This is a genomic window from uncultured Bifidobacterium sp. (assembly GCF_949292005.1).
Taxonomy (GTDB): Bacteria; Actinomycetota; Actinomycetes; order Actinomycetales; family Bifidobacteriaceae; genus Bifidobacterium.
Window position 1 is genome coordinate 1 of sequence record NZ_CASEXV010000090.1, and the last position, 18,005, is coordinate 18,005.

General features: G+C 62.3%; 15 protein-coding genes and 1 tRNA gene. 2 read left to right on the plus strand and 14 right to left on the minus strand.

Annotated elements, in window-relative coordinates:
* Positions 1 to 150: 150 nt before the first annotated feature.
* The 14 genes from Q1X90_RS06870 to Q1X90_RS06935 form a co-directional block, all read right to left on the minus strand.
* Positions 151 to 227 (minus strand) — tRNA-Arg (locus Q1X90_RS06870).
* Between the two features lie 110 nt (positions 228 to 337).
* Positions 338 to 1,678 (minus strand): ATP-dependent Clp protease ATP-binding subunit ClpX, encoded by a 1,341-nt coding sequence (clpX, locus tag Q1X90_RS06875; protein ID WP_300768417.1) that lies wholly within the window; start codon positions 1,676 to 1,678, stop codon positions 338 to 340.
* 127 nt (positions 1,679 to 1,805) lie between these two features.
* Entirely contained in the window at positions 1,806 to 2,477 is a 672-nt protein-coding gene (locus tag Q1X90_RS06880) for an ATP-dependent Clp protease proteolytic subunit (RefSeq protein WP_300768419.1), read from the minus strand.
* 2 nt (positions 2,478 to 2,479) lie between these two features.
* A complete protein-coding gene (locus tag Q1X90_RS06885) occupies positions 2,480 to 3,070 on the minus strand; it encodes an ATP-dependent Clp protease proteolytic subunit (protein ID WP_300768494.1) in 591 nt (196 codons plus the stop codon).
* 82 nt (positions 3,071 to 3,152) lie between these two features.
* Complete coding sequence (locus tag Q1X90_RS06890; RefSeq protein WP_300768421.1) at positions 3,153 to 4,478, minus strand: chloride channel protein; 1,326 nt, start codon at positions 4,476 to 4,478, stop codon at positions 3,153 to 3,155.
* A 191-nt stretch (positions 4,479 to 4,669) separates the two neighbouring features.
* Entirely contained in the window at positions 4,670 to 6,055 is a 1,386-nt protein-coding gene (tig, locus tag Q1X90_RS06895) for a trigger factor (protein ID WP_300768423.1), read from the minus strand.
* 52 nt (positions 6,056 to 6,107) lie between these two features.
* Positions 6,108 to 7,433 carry an HRDC domain-containing protein gene (locus Q1X90_RS06900; RefSeq protein ID WP_300768425.1) on the minus strand — a complete coding sequence of 442 codons (1,326 nt, stop codon included), beginning with the start codon at positions 7,431 to 7,433 and terminating at the stop codon, positions 6,108 to 6,110.
* 34 nt (positions 7,434 to 7,467) lie between these two features.
* Positions 7,468 to 8,343 (minus strand): pyruvate formate-lyase-activating protein, encoded by an 876-nt coding sequence (pflA, locus tag Q1X90_RS06905; protein ID WP_300768427.1) that lies wholly within the window; start codon positions 8,341 to 8,343, stop codon positions 7,468 to 7,470.
* 137 nt (positions 8,344 to 8,480) lie between these two features.
* A complete protein-coding gene (gene pflB, locus Q1X90_RS06910) occupies positions 8,481 to 10,856 on the minus strand; it encodes a formate C-acetyltransferase (RefSeq protein ID WP_300768429.1) in 2,376 nt (791 codons plus the stop codon).
* Positions 10,857 to 11,038: 182 nt separating this feature from the next.
* Entirely contained in the window at positions 11,039 to 11,233 is a 195-nt protein-coding gene (locus Q1X90_RS06915; RefSeq protein ID WP_300768431.1) for a hypothetical protein, read from the minus strand.
* Between the two features lie 131 nt (positions 11,234 to 11,364).
* Complete coding sequence (locus tag Q1X90_RS06920) at positions 11,365 to 13,062, minus strand: NAD+ synthase (RefSeq protein ID WP_300768433.1); 1,698 nt, start codon at positions 13,060 to 13,062, stop codon at positions 11,365 to 11,367.
* Positions 13,063 to 13,150: 88 nt separating this feature from the next.
* Positions 13,151 to 13,846, minus strand: a complete 696-nt coding sequence (locus Q1X90_RS06925) for a methionine ABC transporter permease (protein ID WP_300768496.1) — start codon at positions 13,844 to 13,846, stop codon at positions 13,151 to 13,153.
* 2 nt (positions 13,847 to 13,848) lie between these two features.
* Positions 13,849 to 14,985, minus strand: coding sequence for a methionine ABC transporter ATP-binding protein (locus Q1X90_RS06930; protein ID WP_300768435.1), 1,137 nt, complete (start codon positions 14,983 to 14,985; stop codon positions 13,849 to 13,851).
* 178 nt (positions 14,986 to 15,163) lie between these two features.
* Positions 15,164 to 16,177 (minus strand): MetQ/NlpA family ABC transporter substrate-binding protein, encoded by a 1,014-nt coding sequence (locus tag Q1X90_RS06935; protein ID WP_300768437.1) that lies wholly within the window; start codon positions 16,175 to 16,177, stop codon positions 15,164 to 15,166.
* Positions 16,178 to 16,437: 260 nt separating this feature from the next.
* Between Q1X90_RS06935 and Q1X90_RS06940 the strand changes: the two genes are divergently transcribed.
* Both Q1X90_RS06940 and Q1X90_RS06945 read left to right on the plus strand, forming a co-directional pair.
* Positions 16,438 to 17,289, plus strand: a complete 852-nt coding sequence (locus Q1X90_RS06940; protein ID WP_300768440.1) for a Cof-type HAD-IIB family hydrolase — start codon at positions 16,438 to 16,440, stop codon at positions 17,287 to 17,289.
* Positions 17,290 to 17,348: 59 nt separating this feature from the next.
* On the plus strand, positions 17,349 to 17,885 hold the full coding sequence (locus tag Q1X90_RS06945; RefSeq protein WP_300768442.1) for a peptidylprolyl isomerase: 537 nt from the start codon (positions 17,349 to 17,351) through the stop codon (positions 17,883 to 17,885).
* Positions 17,886 to 18,005: the final 120 nt, after the last annotated feature.

The window sequence follows — 18,005 nt, forward strand, 5'->3', positions numbered from 1 at the left end:
CCTCATGTAACCCGCATGACGCGGGCTTGCATCGTCTCGCAGGCAATCCCCGAATCAGGTAGCACTCCGGCATCACCATAGAATGCTGTTGCCAATCACCCCGCAGGCAACAAAAAAGCCCCACGACCCGGAGATCGTAGGGCTTTCATGTGGTGCGCCAGACAGGATTCGAACCTGCAACCTGCTGATCCGTAGTCAGCTGCTCTAATCCATTGGGCTACTGGCGCATGTCGCTTATCTCGATCACCGTGAGGCCATCGTTTTCGGCAACTCGAATAGAATACCGCGCGGTCCGGAGCCGTGCAAACTGGCGTGTCGCTGGCACGTGACGAAACGTCTAGGCGAGAAGCCGTCCTCGCTGCTGCCGTTCAGAGGCGAGGATCACCGTGGGGGCCGCCCCCTGCGTGACGCACTCCTCCTCCACGATGACCTTCGCCACGTCGTCGCGCTGGGGAAGATCGAACATCGTCCCCTCCAGCACGTGTTCGATGATCGCCCTCAGCCCGCGCGCCCCCGTGCCCGAATCCACCGCGGAATGGGCGATGGCCCGCAACGCCTCGGGCGTGAACGAAAGCTCCGCCCCATCCATCGCGACGAGCCTCTCATACTGCTTGGTCAGCGCGTCCACGGGCTCCGTGAGTATCCGCACCAGATCATCCTCATCGAGATCATGGAGCACGGTGACGATGGGAAGGCGTCCTATGAATTCCGGCAGCAGACCGAAGTCGGCGAGGTCATCCGCCGTCGCATGCGAGAGGATGTCATGCTCGTCGATGGGCTCGCTCCTCCAGGTCGACGCAAACCCACTGGTATGCGCTCCCAGTCGTCGCTCGATGATGTCGGCAAGACCCACGAACGCGCCTCCGCAGATGAAAAGGATTCCCGAGGTATCGATCTTCACCGTCTCCTGCTCGCGGTGCTTGCGCGTGCCCTCCACGGGAACGCTGGCAGTGGTGCCCTCGATGATCTTGAGCAGAGCCTGCTGCACGCCCTCGCCGCTCACGTCGCGGGTGATGGACGTGTTCTCGCCGCTTTTGCGGGCGATCTTGTCGATCTCGTCGATGTAGATGATGCCATGCTGAGCCATCTCCACATCGCCGTCGGCCGCCTGCACAAGCCTCTGGAGCACCGTCTCGACGTCGTCGCCGACGTATCCCGCCTCCGTGAGCGTGGTGGCGTCCGTCATGGCGAAGGGCACGTCCATGGCCGACGCGAGCGTTTTGGCCAGATACGTCTTGCCCACGCCCGTGGGGCCGATCATCAGGATGTTCGACTTCTCCACTTTCACGCTCTGTAGGGGACCGCCCTCGTTCGGCGCGTGCACGTCCTTGTCGTCGCCGCGGGTATGCACGCGGAGTGTGGATGCCGCGTCCATCATGTCCATGTTGACGCGCTTGTAATGGTTGCGCACCGCGACCGCCAGAGTCCGCTTGGCTGCGTCCTGCCCCACGACATACCGATCGAGATGCTTCTTCACGGCAGCCGGTGAGGGCAGAGGCACCGCATTGTCCACCGCGTCCCTGCGGGCCTCCTCCGAGATGATCTCGACGCACAGCCCGATGCACTCGTCGCAGATGGCCGCGCTCGGCCCCGTGACAAGCTTGCGGACCTGATGCTCCGATTTGCCGCAGAAGGTGCAGCGCGGGGAATCCTCGTTGTAGCTCACCACTTCACCCATGGATGATCCTTTCGACCGATCGGGTCTCCCCTATGACGATACCCCCGGACGATACCCCCGGAGTGACGATGCCCCCGGCGGCGGGCGCCGGGGGCATACGGTACGACGTGGTCGGAAAACGCGCGGACTACTTGCGTGGGCCCAGCACCTCATCGACGATTCCATACTCCTTGGCCTGTGGGGCCGTGAGGAAGGTGTCGACCTCGATGTCCTTGCGGATGCGTTCGACATCCTGACCGGTGTGCTTGGCCAGGGTGTCCTCCAGCCATTCACGCAGCCGGAGCATCTCCTTGGCCTGGAGTTCGATCTCCGTCGCCTTGCCGAAGCCCTGGTCGATGGCCGGCTGATGGATCAGCACCCTGGCGTTGGGAAGGATCAGCCTCTTGCCCTTGGTTCCCGCCGCAAGCACGATGGCAGCCGCGGAGGCCGCCTGTCCAAGGCAGACCGTCTGAACGTCGGGCTTGATGTACTGCATCGTGTCGTAGATCGCGGTCATGGCGGTCATGGATCCACCGGGCGAGTTGATGTACATCATCACGTCGCGATCCGGATCCTGGCTTTCCAGAACCAGCAACTGCGCCATGATGTCATCGGCGGATGTGTCGTCCACCTGAACGCCCATGAAGATGATCCGATCCTCGAACAGCTTCGTATACGGATCCTGGGTCTTCATCCCGTAAGGCGTCTTCTCCGAGAACTGCGGAAGAACATACCTGTCCTGGGCCTGCTCGCCGGATCTCCACGACGGTCCGGCCAGACGCCGGGCACGCGTCACAAAACGCGCTTCCTCGCTTGCCATGCTCACTCCCCCTGCTTCCTGGTGCTCATCGTCTCCGGCGTGGTCACGATGCGGTCCACGAAACCATACTCCAACGCCTGCTGGGCTGTGAACCAATGGTCGTACTCGTTGTCCCGGTAGATCTCCTCGACCGTGTGTCCCGTCTGCTCGGCGGTGAGTCCCGACAACGTCTTCTTCATGTCCATGATCAGCTCGGCGTTGATGCGCACGTCGGTCGCCGTCCCCCCGACCCCGCCCGAGGGCTGGTGCATGAGAACGCGGGCATGGGACGTAATGAAACGCTTGCCCTTCGTGCCCGAGCTGAGCAGGAACTGGCCCATGGACGCCGCCATTCCCACGGCCACCGTCGCCACGTCGGGCTCGATGAGCGGCATGGTGTCGTAGATGGCCCTGCCCGCGGTGATGGAGCCACCCGGCGAATTAATGTACAGCCAGATGTCCTTGGTCGGATCCTCCGCCGCGAGCATAAGCATCTGCGCGCAGATGACGTTGGCGTTGTCGTCCTTGACCTCGGACCCCAGCCAGATGATGCGCTCCTTGAGCAGACGCGTGAAGATGGGATCCGCCGCCGAAGGCCCCTCGCCCTCGGCCATCACGGGCCGGGACGCCAGGGATGGCGTGGATGTCAGAATATCTGCCACCATGTCTCCTTATCGATGTGTCGTTTCTTGAACATTACCGCTGAGAACAGACCACGGCCGGATCGTTGCGCTCAATGCGCAACAGACGAGGCTCCACGAACTGCGCGACCATGGACGACACGGCCACAGCGAGACCCACCGGCACCACCAGCGACATCGGGGCGTTGACCAGCTCGAACACCAGACACATGGCCATCATCGGGGCCTTCTGGGAGGCGGCAAGCAGCGCGGCACCGCCCATGACGGCGCAGGCGGCCAGGGAATCGCCGGGCATCACCACGATCCAGCCGCACCCCAGAAGCGTTCCCAAAGACATTCCCAACGCGATTCCCGGCTGAAGAACGCCGCCCGACGCGCCCGAGCGAAGCGTGATCAGCGTCACCACGGCCTTGGCCAGAAAAGTCAGCGCCGCGGTAGCAGCCACGACTCCCACCGGCGAGGTCATCGACGTCAGCGACAGCGTCAGCTGGGCGGAGGCCCTGCCGTTGCCCATCACCTGCGGGACGACCAGCGCCACAAGACCCGTCACCATGGCGGCGGCGGGCATCATCCACAGGATGTCCGATCCGGTCGGCCTGTTGGACGTGGCGATCGCCGACACCCTGCGGAAAAGCGCCCCGGCCACTCCGAAGACCATCCCGGCCACCAGAGAGAAGATGAGGATGGTCGGCGTGTACGCCGTCGACAGTCCCGCCACGTCGTAGAACACATGCCGTCCCTTGATGAGGGACGCGACGAAGGCCGCCACCACCGAAGTCCCCAATGCCACGGCGGCCGTGGTGACTGACGCGCCGACGACCAGTATCTCGGTGACGAAGAACAGCCCGGCCAGCGGCGCATCATACACGCCGGCGAGTCCCGCCGCGGCGGCGACCGCGACGATGATCCGTCGGTCGTGCTCCGACACGGAGACCACGCGACCGAACCACTGGCCCATCAGAGCGCCCAGTTCGCGGGGGGCCACTTCACGGCCGATGGACGAACCGCATCCGACGATCATGATCTGCAGAAGGACATGGACGATCGTCTGCCACCATGGCATCGGAGCCCCGGACACCGCCTTCGCGACGGAGGGAACCGGCCGCGACCGTGTCCGCAGAAGCCACCAGACGATGGCCGCGATGACCGATCCGATGACGACCGAAAGGATGCGTCGGATGGGATCCGTCTCGAACGGACCAGGCTGCGCCGAGGTCTCGACGAATCCCAGGGCGAGCTTCTCGATGCCATACAGAAGTAGCGACAGCAGACCCGCGCCGACGCCGACCACGGCGCCGAGGACGATCACAACGCCCAGATACATGGCGAAGCGCCGTGGCGACAGCGATTCAGGCTCACCCGCAGCGGATTCAGCGGACATGGATGCACTCCTTTGCTCGCGCATGACCATCAGAGCATCCGAGGTCGGTTCGGACGGCACTACGCTCTATGCCAGCATAAAAGAAAGGTCCGGAACGGAAGCCCCGGACCTTCACCACCCTAGTGAGAGGACGTCGTCGCGTCAGACGTGCCCATCACCGTTGTCATGGTCATTGCCGTGATCTCTGCCGGCTACTCGGCGTCCTCCACGGGAGCATCGTCCTGCGCCGACAGCTCATCGGCCACCTGCGCGGCGGCCGACGCGGCCTCAACGCTTTCGGATTCCTCCTCCTCGGCCGCATCCCCAAGAAACTCGCTGAGATCGAGGGCCTCGCCACCGGAGGTGAACGAGACGGCGCGCATTCCCGCGAGCAGGCCCTTCGAACGGCCGACTTCCTGAACGGCCGAACCAAGCTGGCCGTTGCGGACAATCGCGTTGATGAACTGGCTGGGATCCATGCCGTACTGCTGGGCGATGGACGCGAGGAAGTTGGTGACCTCGGTCTGGCTGACGGTAATCTCCATCTTCTCGGCGAGGGCGTCGAGAACCATCTGGTCGCGCAGCTCCTTGTCGGTAGACTCCTCTGCCTCTTTGCGCTGCTCGTCGGTGGCCTTCTCGGGATCGGGCGTCATGCCCTTAAGATGCTCCTCAACCGCGTTCTTGCGCAGATCCTTGGGAACGGGAATCTCCTGGCCATCCTGAAGCCTGGCGATGAAGGCGTCACGGGCGTCGGTGGCCTGACGGCCCTCCGCGTCACGTGCGGCGGCCTTGCGGACATCGGCCTTGAGCTCGTCGAGCGTGTCGAATTCGGATGCCTCCTGCGCGAAGTCGTCGTCAAGCTCAGGAAGCTCCTCGGTCTTTACCGAGTTGACCTTCACCTTGATCTCGGCCTTCTGCCCCTCGTGGTCTCCGGCCTCAAGCGTTCCCTCAAACGTCGTCTCCTCGCCAGCGGAGAGTCCCTCAAGGGCCTCGTCCAGACCGTCAAGCATGGTGCCCGATCCGAGCTGGTAGCTGACGCCCTCCTGCGAATCGGCAGTCTCGCCGTCAACGGTGGCGTTGAGGTCGATGTTGGCGAAGTCGCCCTTCTCGATGGGGCGGTCCACGCCGACGAGGGTTCCAAAACGCTGACGCAGAGCCTCAAGGCGACGATTGACATCCTCGTCGGAAATCTCGGCCTTGGGAACCTCGATCGTGAGGTCGGCGAGCTCGGGAATCTCAATGTCGGGACGACGCTCGACGGTCGCCACGAACTTCAGCTTGGTCTCGCTCGACGCCGAATCGGGAACCTCCTGGACATCAATCTCGGGATCGGCCATCGGACGGACCTTCTTGGTCTCCAAAGCCTTGGAGTACAGTTCCGGGACGGCTTTGTTTACAGCCTCGCCGGCGACTGTGGCGAAGCCCAGACGCTGGTCGACGATCTTGCCGGGAACGTGGCCCTTGCGAAAGCCGGGGACGTTGATCTGCGACGCGATGTCCTTGCGCGCCTGATCCAGATACGGATCGAACTCCTCGGGGTCGACCGTGACGGTAAGCCTCACCTTGGTGGGCTCAAGATTCCTGACGCTGATTTTCACTCTGGCGCTCCTGAAGACTGATTTATATGCTGACTCTGCCCTAAGGCAACCGTTACATGATAGCGCGTCTCACGGACTCTCCGACAAGATCCACCTGCCAGGGCCGCGCGCCCTGCTGAGTGAGAAACACGCGGACGCTGTCATCATCACTTGCGTCGATGTCATCCGACCAGCACAGATTGCGGACGATCTGAGGCTTGATGATGACGTCGGCCGGCGTCCGGGTGTCGCGCGCTATCCCCGACACCACCCCGCGTGCCGCGGTCAAGCGTTCCAACCTCCGGGGATGTCGTTCCCACACGCGCATGGATTTCGGCGCGTTCGCCAGCTCGGTATCGCCAGCGCTCGGAGAAGACGGCCATTCGTCCTCCGGCAGCTCAAGTGCGCGTTCAATCGCCTCGCGCCACACCGAAGGCCTTACCTGGCGTTGGATCGGAGCGTATCTCGCGAACATGCGTTCCCTGTCGTCCCCCGTTCGCACGCGGACACGCTCGTTCAGCGATCGGATCGCACGGAACTCGCGTCCGTTGTGTGGTTTGACGCGGGCCGCCTCGATGATGGCGTGGTCGGGAAGCAGCAGGGACGGAGCGATGTCATGCTCCCTCGCCAGCTCATCACGCACCATCCATAGAGAGCGCGCCACCGCCTGACCACGGCGGTCTCGGCCTAGTGCCGTGAACCCGGAGATATGCATCCACGGCACCTTATGCGAGGGGGACGGATGCGTCGAAACATACAGGATGTGCGCGAACTCCTGACGCGCCCATCCGTCCTTTCCCTGATCGCGCAGTTCGGCTCCCAGCACCCGCTCAAGATCGATGAGCAGCTCCACGTCAAGGGCCGCGTAGTTTCGCCAATCCCGGGGAATCGGACGATAGGACCAGTCCGCGGCGGAATGCTCCTTGGCCAGCGTCACGCCCAGAAAACGTTCCGTGACGGCGGCCAGGCCGAATCGTCTGACGCCCAGCATCCGCGCAGCGAGCTCCGTGTCGAAAAGAGCGTCCGGGACCAGCCCCAGATCCGCGAATCCGGGAAGATCCTGCTTCGCGTCATGAAGAATCCATTCCGCGCCCGACACCGCGTCGGAGAAATCCTTCCATCGGACGTTCTCCCGCGACAGCGCCACCGGATCAAGAAGGATGATCCCCGCACCCTCACGTTTGAACTGGATAAGCCAGTCCTCATGCCCATAGCGAAATCCCGATGCCCTTTCGGCGTCGACGGCGAGGGGACCCGAGGCTGCGGCCAAACGCTCACAGCATTCACGGTATCCATCCGCGGTATCCACAACGTCGGGAACGCCCTGCGAAGGCTCCCGAAGCAACCGGGGCACCGGCCCCATCTGCGTGTTATGCTGCTGCGCTCGAACTTGTGACATATTCCCTAGGCTAGAGAGACCATTGACTTCTTAATCAGTACACCACAAAACCGTGGTCGCGGAACTGCCCCGCCACGCGTTCGCGGAGTTCCTTCGAAGGACCCTCGCAGTCCTCAAGCGGATAGGGTATACGCAGCTGGTGCCATTTGGGCCGCCCCAACTGATGGAATCCCAGAACGTCGATATGTTCGACCGCGCCATCGAAGCTCTCGCAGATGCGGGCGACGTTCTCAACGTTCTCGACGGAGTCCGTCAGACCCGGCACGAGGACGAACCGCACCCATATCTTCTTGCCACGCTCGGCCAGACGCCGTCCGAACGCTATTGTGGGGGCGAGCGTCCCGCCCGTGACCCTGCGGTATGTCTCCTCATCGCCCGACTTCACATCAAGCAGGCACAGGTCGATGTCGTCGATCATGGCGTCCGTGTAGTTCTGATTGAGAAATCCGGAGGTGTCCAGACATGTGTGGACGCCCATCTCCTTGGTGGCCCTGAAGACACGCGACACGAACGCCGGCTGCATCATCGACTCGCCGCCGGAGAACGTTATTCCGCCGCCAGTGGCTATGAAAAGATCCTTGTACCTGTCGATTTTGGCGACCATCGCATCCAGATAGACCGGGCTGCCGTCGCGCATCCTCCATGTGTCGGGATTCTGGCAGTACTGGCACCGCAGTGGGCATCCGCTCATGAAGACGGTCATACGCGTCCCGGGGCCATCGACGGAGGTGTTGATGTCCCAGGAATGGACGAATCCTATGTCGCCGGTGCGCAGGGCGTCAAGACGGTCATGGCGGTCCATCCCCACCGGGGATTCGAATCCGGACAATCCACCCATAAGCGTGCGGCTTCCCAACTGGTGGGACTCCCGCAGCATATGCGGGGTGGTCGTTCTGAACACTGCCGTCATATGGTCCTCCGATCATGACCTGCCGACATGGAATCGAGAATTCAAGGCCGGCCCTCGTCGTGTCTTCCCGAGCCGGTGCGGCCGCCACCGGAAGTCCCGATGGCGGCCGCACCAATGACCCTATGCTCCTCGGGGCGTCAGTTGGTGACGGCTCCCTGATGGAACGTGCGGGAGATGACGTCAAGCTGCTGCTCGCGGGTGAGCTTGACGAAGTTGACGGCGTATCCGGAGACCCTCACCGTCAGATGCGGATACTTCTCGGGATGGTCGACCGCGTCCTCCAGCTGCTCCTTGCGCAGGACGTTGATGTTGGCGTGGTAGAGACCATGCCCGTTGCCCGCGTCGAGGATGCCGACGAGGTTGTTGATGCGCTCATCCTCATCGCGCCCCAGACCATCCGGTGTGATGGTGTTGGTCAGCGAGATGCCGTCCAACGCGTCGTTGTAGTCGATCTTGCCGACCGAGAACATCGAGGGCAGCATGCCATGGGAGTCCATGCCGTTCTCGGGGTTCGCGCCCGGGGCATACGGGGTGCCCTTCTTGTGCCCGCTGGGGAAGGACCCGGTGTTCTTGCCATATTCGACGTTCGAGGTGATCGTGAGGATCGACTGGGTCGGGACCGCGCCACGGTACACGGGAAGGCGCTTGACCTGACCCATAACCGTGCTGACGACCCACTTGGCCAGATCGTCGGCCCTGTCGTCATCGTTGCCGTAGACGGGGAACTCCCCCTCGGTGCGGTATCCGACGACCAGGTTGTCGTCCGCGCCCTCGACGTACTCGGACTCGTGGCCCGGCATCGTCCTGGCGTCCTTGTTGTAGATCGGATACACCTTGGCGTACTTCAGCGCCGCCAGCGAATCCGCCGCGATGGACAGACCGGACATTCCGCAGCCAAGGGTGCGGTAGACCTCCTTGTCGTGCAGAGCCATCTCGATCGACTCGTACGCATACTTGTCATGCATGTAATGGATGATGTTCAGCGCCTCGACGTAGGTTTCGGACAGCCACTCGAGCGCCTTCTCGTAGTTGGCCTTGACCTTCTCATAGTCGAGCGTTCCGTCGGCCTCGGGCGCGATGGGCTCGATGACGCCCGGATCGATCACCTGCATGCCGGTCATCTCGTCGCGGCCACCGTTGATCGCATACAGCAACGCCTTGGCGGAGTTGACGCGGGCCGCGAAGAACTGCATCTGCTTGCCCACGCGCATGGGTGAGACGCAGCAGGCGATCGCCGCATCGTCGCCCCAATGGGCGCGGATGTCCTTGTCGGACTCGTACTGGATGGCCGAGGTGTCGATGGAGATGCGGGAGCAGAAACGCTTGTATCCTTCCGGAAGCTTCGGATCCCAGAAGATGGTGATGTTCGGCTCAGGCCCCGGCCCCAGATGCTCAAGGGTGAGGGTGTTGAGCAGGCGGAAGGACGTCTTGGTGACCATCGAACGTCCGTCATCGCCGAACCCGGCGTCCGACCAGGTCGCCCAGTAGGGGTCGCCGGAGAAGATGTTGTCATAGTCCTTCGTGCGCAGGAACCGGACGATGCGGAGCTTCATGACGATGTTGTCGATGATCTCCTGCGCGTCGGTCTCGGTAATCAGGCCGCTTTTGAGGTCGCGCTCGAAGTAGCAGTCGAAGAACGCCGACAGACGGCCGATGGACATGGCGGCGCCGTCCTGGCTCTTGACCGAGGCCAGATAGCCCATGTACGTCCACTGCACGGCCTCCTGAGCGGTGACGGCCGGACGGGACAGGTCGAGGCCATACTCCTTGCCCAGCGTGATGAGCTGCTTGAGCGCCTTGATCTGCTCGTCATGCTCCTCACGGAAGCGGATCCAATGCTCGATCTCCGGCTCGGTGAAATCGTTGCGGTACGGCACGGAGTCCTTGTCGCGCTTCTTGACCGCGATCAGGGTGTTCACGCCGTACAGAGCCACACGGCGGTAGTCGCCGATGATCCGTCCACGGCCATACGCGTCGGGCAGACCCGTGAGGATCTTGTTGTGACGGGCGACTTTGATGCGCTTGGTGTAGACGCCGAAGACCCCGTCGTTGTGCGTCTTGCGGTATTTGGTGAAGATCTTTTTGATCTCGGGATCAGGCTGCTTGCCGGCCTCGATGATGGCCTGCTCCACCATGCGCCATCCGCCGTTCGGCATCATCGCGCGTTTGCAGGGCACATCGGTCTGGAGTCCGACGATCACGTTGTCGACATCGGGGCTATCGATGTATCCGGCGGGGAAGGCGTCGATTCCGGCGGGGGTGTGGGTGTCGACGTCATACACGCGCTGCCTGCGCTCCACTGCCAGATAGTTGTCATCAAGATATTTCCACAGATGTCGGGTTTTGTCCGTGGCATCCGCGAGGAACGACTCGTCGCCGTCATAGGGCGTGTAGTTCTTCTGGATGAAATCACGCACATCAATATCGTTCTGCCAGTGTCCTTCGGAGAAACCCTTCCAAGCCTCGGCCTGAAGTTCTTCGGCGGTGGGGGCGGCTACGTCAGCAGCGGTCATAATCACTCCTTGCGTACACGACGACGCCTCTTTACGTCGCCATAACACAAGATTCTAGCGAATAGTAGATAGCCGTGCCCGCCCATGCAACGTGAGCTATATCACACTATGAGGTCACACAGGTCCAGAAAGTACGGGCGTGTCCCGTCGCGGGCCTCGCGGGCCCACTCCCAAGGTCCGGGTCACCGTCCCCGGCCCCAGTCTTTCCATTGGGCGTCCTGCTGATCCCATGTGAGGTTACGCTCTCGGACTATCTTCCACGCGCGTAAAGCCTCCTCCCGCGAATCATATGGGCCCATCCGCTGATCGACCGGAGACTGGGGACCCTGCTCGGGCTCCTCGGTGACGGTGTTGAAATACCATCTGGTGTCTGCCATATTCCCCATCCTTCCTCATGCCATCGCTTCCCGCGTCCGGGTCCTCCACAGGATGAAAGATCAAGCCCACACGGAGACATCGACGGCCACGCCCGGAGTCGTGTCGCATCGTCCCGCGACGGAATCGGGCGCTACTCGCGGAACGCGCTTGTTATGGGCAGCCGGCGGTCGCGCCCAAACGCCAACGCCGTGACCTTGGGACCCAGCGGGTACTGCCGGCGTTTCCATTCGGCACGATCGACAAGCCGCATCACGGTATCGACGGTATCGGCGTCAAAGCCATCCGCGAGAAGATCGGCCCGACCGTGCGCATGCTCAATGTACGCGGCAAGCACCTTGTCCAGCACCGCATAATCGGGAAGCGAATCGGAATCCTTCTGCCCCGGACGCAGCTCGGCACTGGGCGGCTTCGTGATCGAGCTCTCGGGGATAACAAGTCCGGAGGGATCCACCGGACGGATGGACACCGCGCCGCGCGACGACGGAAGCGCTCCCCCGACGCCGATGCCACGCGACGCCGCCTTGTTGCGCCAGCGCGACAGCTCCCAGACACGTGTTTTCAGAAGGTCCTTGATGGGGGCGTAGCCCCCGACCGCGTCACCATAGATGGTCGAATACCCGCAGGCGAGCTCGGACTTGTTCCCCGTCGCCAACGCGAGCAGCCCCCGGGAGTTCGAAAAGGCCATGACGATGACTCCACGAATGCGCGCCTGAAGGTTCTCCTCGGCAACACCCTCGAGGTGGAGCTCTCCTTGGAACGCGGTGAACAGCGGCTCGATCGGCCGCACATCCAACGAAGCGCCGATGAGTCCGGCCAGGACGGCGGCATCGTCGCGTGAGCCATCCGATGAATACATGCTCGGCATCGATATGCCATGCACGTTCTCCCCTCCACAGGCATCGGCCGCCATGACCGCCACCAAAGCGGAGTCGATGCCCCCGGAAAGCCCCAGACAGACCCCCTCGAAATGGTTCTTGCGCATGTAGTCGCGCAATCCCAACACGCACGCGAGGTAGACCTCCTCATCGGGATCAAGATCCGCCGCCACCGGACCGTCGTGGGCGACGCCGCCGTCCGAGTCGACGCTCACATAGGACATATCCTCGACGAACATCGGCGAGCGCAAAACCACCTCGCCGGACACGTCGATGACGAAGCTCGCCCCATCGAACACCAGGTCGTCCTGACCTCCCACCTGATTGACATACACAACCGGGGCGCCGACCTCCGCACCTCGACGGCGGGCGATGTCGAGGCGCGTGTGCGTCTTACCCTCCTCATACGGCGAGCCGTTGATGGTGACGAGAACGTCGACCCCCCGTCCGGCCAATTCGGCGACCGGTCCGCCGTCCTGCCAGATGTCCTCGCAGACGGCCACCCCCACCCGAACGCCCTTGATGTCAAGAACCAGACAACGGTCGCCCGGCGAGAATATGCGGAACTCGTCGAAAACACCGTAGTTGGGAAGGAAATGCTTGTCATAGGCCGCCCAAACGACTCCGTCATGCAGAACGACGAGCCTGTTGCGGGGCTTGTCGTTCCCGTGGTCGGTTCCCACCGTTCCCGCTATGACGTAGAGATCGCCGAGACCCTCGCCTCTCAGACATGCCGCGACCTCGTTCGCCTTGTCCCACGCGGCGCGGCGGAATGTGCCCCGCAGAGCGAGATCCTCAATCGGATATCCCGTCAACGTCATCTCGGGAAACACGACGACATTGGCTCCACCATCGTGCGCACGGCGGCTGTATTCGAGAATCATGCGGGCGTTCCCGGAAAGGTCCCCCACACAGGTGTCGATCTGGGCGAGGGCGAGGCGTATCTGAGTCATTCCTCCAGTCTAGTTCCAGGTCTGGTTACGGCCGTCTGGCTTCCTGCAGCCGAACCGTCCCGCGCAAAGGCGACCTCGTGGCGCCCTCCTAGCGCCGACGCTTAAGAACATGCTTCGCGAGTGCGTTGGCCACCGCCTGCACGACCTGCACGAGGGCGATCATGATCACCACCGCCGACCACGTGACGGTCTGGTCGAACTTCTGATACCCGTAGGCGATCGCGAAGTTTCCCAACCCGCCACCCCCGATGTATCCGGCCATCGCCGACATGTCGAGGACCCCGATGAACAGGAAGGCGTAAGCGAGTATCAACGGCCCCAACGCCTCGGGGATCAGCACCGTGCGGATGATCGTGAACGTCGACGCGCCCATGGAACGCGCGGCCTCGATGACCCCCGGGTCGACGGGCACCAGATTCTGCTCGACCAAGCGCGATGTGACCACCGTGCACATGACCGACATCGGGAATATGGCCGCGGCGGTTCCGATCGATGTGCCGATGACCTTGATGGTCAGCGGCTGCATGGCGGCGAGGAAGATGATGAAGGGAATCGGGCGGATCACGTTCACCAACACGTCCAGAACACGATACAGAACCGGATTCTCAAACAGGCTTCCCGGCCTTGCTCCATACAGCACCACACCGAGAACAAGACCAAGGAAGCCGCCGATCAGCAGGGTGACAAGAACCATCTCCAGAGTCTGCGCCACGGATTCGGCGAGCAGCGGACGGAGAACCGTCCAATCGGATTTACCGGCCAACACGGCCGTCGTCGTCCACATGCTCATCGTGAGCCTCCCCTCGACGACGCGGCAAGAGCCGCATCATAGGACACCGGTTTTCCCGCGGTGCCGAAGTCCACCACATCGCTGCCGTCACGCAACGCCGAGAGAAACTCGTCGAAACGCGGATTCGCGTCATCGAACTCATAGGTGATCGCGCCGATGGCTGAGCCGCCCACGGTGTCCATCCCGCCGTACACCAGACCGCTGTCGATGCCATACCGCGAGATCAAAGCCGACACGTTCTGCCCCGAGGCCCTTACGGCTGGTGAGCCTGCGCGGGCGGGGACGTCACGCTGCCGGACAAGAACGCTGACGATTCTCCCCGACCATTCGCCATGCAGTCGGGACACGCGGTCCTCATCCGGGAGTCCGGATATGGCGGTGGCGATGAACCGCCGTGTGACATCCTGCTCGGGTGCCGCGAAAACGTCGTACACGGTTCCGGTTTCGACTATGCGCCCCGAACTCATCACCGCCACCTTGTCGGCGATGCGCTGCACGACGTTCATCTGATGGGTGATCACCACGATTGTGATTCCCAACTGCTCGTTCACCCTTTTTAGCAGGTCCAGCACCTCGGATGTGGTCTCCGGATCCAGAGCGCTTGTGGCCTCATCGGCGAGCAGGATTTTGGGATTGGTGGCGAGGGCCCGCGCGATTCCCACCCTTTGCTTCTGCCCTCCGGACAGCTGTGAGGGGTAGCTGTCCGCGTGGTCCTCCAGACCCACGAATCTGAGAAGCTCGCTCACACGTTTGGTCTGGTAGTCCTTCCGCCAATGATCGAGCTGCAGCGGATAGGCGATGTTCTGTGCCACCGTTTTCGTGGAGAACAGGTTGAACTGCTGGAATATCATGCCGATCTTCATCTGTATCGGCCTGAGCCTCGACTCCCCAAGACCGTCGACGCGCGTCCCCAACACGGTGACGGATCCGGATGTGGGGCGCTCCAACGCGTTGATCATGCGCACAAGAGTCGACTTTCCCGCTCCGGAGTATCCGATGATGCCGAAGATGTCGCCGCGGCCGATGTCCAGACTCACGTCATCGACGGCCCGGGTGACGCCTCCGCCGTCTCCACCCGAGCGTCGCCGGTATTCCTTCACCACATGATCGAAGGTGATGATCGACTCTGACATACGCCACCTTTTCCACTCTGCCGGTCGCACTGTGCTCCCCCGGGATTCCGCGGGCTCCGGACGGTTCGCGCCGCATACCGCCGCACGAATCGAACAGAGCCCGATATACCCGATGCTCACGACCACCCGGCGTCAGGACCCCAGCCGCTTATGGCCCGCAGCAAACCCGTCAAGCCCGTCAGGACTGGGACCGGACCTGCTTCTCGATCTGAGCGAGATACGTCTGCAGCTGCTTGGCCGTGAAGTCGGAGGCCGACACCGCGGTTCCGTTGGACTGGGCGTTAAGCTTCGTGAACACGCTCTTCGACTGGGCGATCTTCACCAGCTTCAGATAGGTGGGATTGTCGGCGTCGGCCTTCCGTGCCACGAACACGTTGATGTAGGGTCTGGCCTCCTTGCTCTCCGCGTCATCCTGGTATATCGAATCGGTGAGTTTAAGACCTGCATCCGCCACATAGTCGTTGTTGATGACTCCCGCTGCCACTTTGGGATCCTTCAGGGCGTTGGCGACCTGCTCGGCCTTCAACGCAGTGACCTTGACCTTGGATTTCGACGTGTCGATGTCGGATGGCGTGGTGAACGCGGTCCAATCGCCCTTGAGCTTGACAAGTCCCGCCGCCTTGAGAACACCGATGGCCCGTGCCTGGTTCGTCTCATCGTTCGGGATGGCCACGGTCTGACCCTTCGCGATGTCCTTGACACTGCTGACCTTGCTGGAATACACGCCCAGGGGGAAGATGGCCGTGCCACCGATGGGCTGGAGGTCCTTGCTGTTCGTCACGTTGTAGTTCGCCAGATACAGAAGATGCTGGAATTCGTTGAGGTCGAGATCCCCCGAGTCGAGCGCCGGATTCTCGGAGGTGTAATCCTGGAAATCGACAAGCTTCACATAGATGCCCGCGGCCTTCGCCTTCTTCGTGAACTCCACCCACTGCGGATCGGTCGCGCCGATCACACCTATCTTCACGGGATTCGCCTGCGATCCCTTCTCGGCCGTGGAATGCGCGCTTTTGTAGAACCGCACGCCGAAGAACACGGCGAGCACCACAAGCGCCGCGACGATGACCACGATCACTATGTTGCGGGCCGTGTGATTGACTCTCACGGGCTCCTGCGGGTCGAACGGCGCCGGATTGCGAATTCCGTCGGGCTTCTGCCCGTCACCGCTCGTGTTGCTGCCTGGCTCCGTCATGATGATTCTCCCTCTTCCTTCGCTTTTCTCTCTTCTCGTCCAAACGCCGTCGCGATCCGCCGCGCTTCTCCTCGCGCGACGCATGCGGCCCGGCATGTCGACAATCCATCACCATAATGCGACTTGGCCGGATGAGACGCGGATTTCGCGCAATCGGCTATTCATATTCGCTATATCCGGTGCAAATATGGCGAAACCACGGGTCTGCGCCCTTCTTCGGCCATCACCCGTAGACTGGTCGCAGAACGAACAGGAGAACAATGACACCCGATCTCTCATCCACTGGTTCTCATGCCGACGCGCTCCACGACACAGCACCCGACATCAAAGCGGCGTTCTTCGACATCGATGGCACGCTCACCAGCTTCGCCACGCACGAGATCCCCACATCGACGGTTCAGGCGCTGCATGCGCTGCAAGACCACGGGATCCGCATCTACATCTGCTCAGGTCGGGCGCCGTCGCACATGTCCGTGGTGCTCGACACGATGCCCGTGTCCTTCGACGGGATCGTCGCCATGAACGGCCAGTACTGCTTCGATGACTCCGGCTTTCTGGAGACGGAGTCCCTCGACCCGCACGACGTGGACGTCATCAACCGATGGCTTGATGACCATCCCGATGTCGTCGCCAACTTCTGCGAAAGCGACTACGTGTATTTCAACCAGGTGACGGACACCATGCGCGCCACATGGAGGCAGCTGGGCAAAACCGCTCCCGCCGTGCACATCGACGACCCGCACGTCCGCACGCCGACCCATAGGACCTATCAGATCAGTCCCTATATCCCACCCTCCGCCGAAAAAGAGCTCACCTCCCTCTGCGCTCACACCACAGGGGTGCGCTGGCATCCCTCGTTCACCGACCTCATCCCCTCCGATGGAGGCAAACCCCGTGGAATCAAGCGTTTCGGGGACTGCTATGGCTTCAGCCATACGCAGACCATAGCCTTCGGAGACGGAGGCAACGACGCGACGATGCTCCGGTACGCGGGAATCGGGGTGGCCATGGGAAACGCCACCGCGGATGCGAAGGCAGCCGCTGACTACATCACGGATGATGTCGACCACAACGGCATCATGAACGCGCTCAGACACTTCGCGATATTGTGATCGCGCCCCAGCGGGTCCCCCGTCCGTGCGAGTCGCACTGATATGAGACGATTGGACGCATGACATCAACCATCATGCACACGTCCGAAGGCGACATCGCCATCAACCTCTTCGACGACAAGGCCCCCACCACGGTAGAGAACTTCCTTGGTCTGGCCGATGGATCCAAGGAGTGGACCGATCCCGCCACAGGCGAGACTTCCCATGAGCCCTTCTACGATGGCCTGATCTTCCATCGCGTGATCAAGGATTTCATGGTCCAGGGCGGATGCCCACTCGGAACCGGAACCGGCGGCCCTGGCTACGACTTCGATGACGAGATCTCCACGAATCTCACCTTCGACCGCCCCTACCTGTTGGCGATGGCGAACGCCGGGCTGCGCCGTGGCCGCGACGGGCGGGCCCACGGAACGAACGGATCGCAGTTCTTCATCACGACCGTGGCGACCCCGTGGCTTAATGGTCACCACACCATCTTCGGAGAGGTGGCCGACGACGCGTCCAAGGCTGTAGTCGCGCGAATCGACGCGGTTCCCACCGACCGTTCCGACCGTCCACTGGAACCCGTCGGAATCCTCGGAATCGACGTCCTCTAGAAGTCGTGGAAAACTCCGGGAAGGCAGGCCACTGCTTGGTTTGGCGAATAATCCGCTTGTGTGACTAACCGTCGCACGGAACGCCGACTAGATTGCAGATCCTGCCACATCGGGGATCCT